The 1,643-nt window shown below is 34.2% G+C and carries 1 protein-coding gene; it reads right to left on the reverse strand.

The window, feature by feature from the left end:
* Nucleotides 1–83: 83 nt before the first annotated feature.
* A complete protein-coding gene (locus DW159_RS13565; protein ID WP_117551463.1) occupies nt 84–1,595 on the reverse strand; it encodes an SMI1/KNR4 family protein in 1,512 nt (503 codons plus the stop codon).
* Nucleotides 1,596–1,643 lie beyond the last annotated feature (48 nt).

Here is a 1,643-nt window from a genome sequence, read left to right on the forward strand (position 1 = left end):
AAATTCCGATTTCTCAGTTTCAAAAACTGGAAGTTATCGAGTTATTTTACAACTTTCCACCTAAAACAGGAAATAACCCAAACTTATTCAAGCATCTCTATAAGAGACTCCAATGCTTCTTGTCCATCATCGCTTCCAAGTATTGAGTAGGAATCTTCATATTCATCATCTGTAGCGACAACTTGGAAAAACGGTTTTATTGTGACTCCTTTTATAATATATTCATATATTTTCTTTAAATCTTTAGTAAAACCATGCTTCTTTATAAATCTATTAAATTCCCTATTATAATCTGAATCACGAGGTTCTTCATATTCCTCTATAAATGCATCCACAGATTTTAATATATCAGCATTACAGAAATCATCTATATATCCTCTCTGTACCGCAACAATATTCATGAACTCATTTATATTGCGGGCTATGATTCCACATTCGCCCTCTGTACCGATATATCCGATCATTTCATCATCTAACACTACCCATAATCCACCTAAGCCGTCACGTGCAAACGGTTTAATATTCTTATAACTGGATTCTCCCGATCCCATAAGATCTTCAAACCACGAATCATCCTCCTCAAGATCCTTAACCCATGCCTCATCATAGATTTCAATATCACAATCGAAAAATGCATCTTTCAAGTCTTCATCATTATATATTTCTTCCAGAAAGTCTTGGACATCCTTCGGTAAATCAGTATTATTGAATTTTTCATGCCCATCTAATATATATGCAAACTCCTTATTATTTACAGATATCTCAATATCACTATACAGTTTCTTAAGATCCGTTCTCGTAGCTTCGACAACTCTTGCATCCGCAATATCATTGATTCGCATTTCTTCCATGTGTTTTCTCAACAAAACATCTCTGACTATCGCATAATTAATCATGTCATAGCTATAATGTTTAAATATCTTTGTATAAATGTTTTTCCCCTTTTCTACTATTCTTACGACATATCCATTTTCATCCACTTCGACAAAAACCTTACCATCCTCAGGATTTTCAACATTAATGTATTCTGCTTCTATTTTATCTGCATTTGTATAATCGTGATAAAGCTTATTGACCTGTATAGGCACCCTTTCTTTTATACTATCTATTGCATCAAATCTATAGATAGTCTTTGCTTTTTCAAATAAATCTGACAGATCGGGATATTCCTTTGACAAAACATCCATATTTCTCGCAAGTGGCAATGCGCTGTTAGATTTAATACTGATTGCATAATCAACAAGCTCATTGAACAGCTTAATCGTTTCTTCCCTTCTATGCATGCTTTGCGAAATCAATGCAATCGAGTAATAATAGCCCATGATATCCGGTATAAAATCTGTGTTTTTAAAAGGATATTTCATATCCTGTAATGTATCCAGAACTACATCGACAATTGCATCATCCTCAGCGAACACCGCCATTTTCTTAAAATCTGACATAGCGCCCGGTACACGAGCATAAGACGCTAACTTTTTAACAAGCTTCCATACAGGTTCCTTCATTTCTTCAGAAGCATGTTCCATCAATGGCAATGTCATCTTCTTATGGCTATAATTCTTTATTTCATCATCGCTTGGAGTATTTTTCTTCATTTCTTTCCCTCACAAATTCCGATTTCTCAGTTTCAAAAACTGGAATTT

This window comes from Coprococcus sp. AM14-16, assembly GCF_003434675.1.
Classification (GTDB): domain Bacteria; phylum Bacillota; class Clostridia; order Lachnospirales; family Lachnospiraceae; genus Coprococcus; species Coprococcus aceti.

Bases quoted from the DNA above. Each gene is read 5' to 3' on its own strand.
- DW159_RS13565 (WP_117551463.1), bottom strand. From the start codon at position 1,595: ATGAAGAAAAATACTCCAAGCGATGATGAAATAAAGAATTATAGCCAT.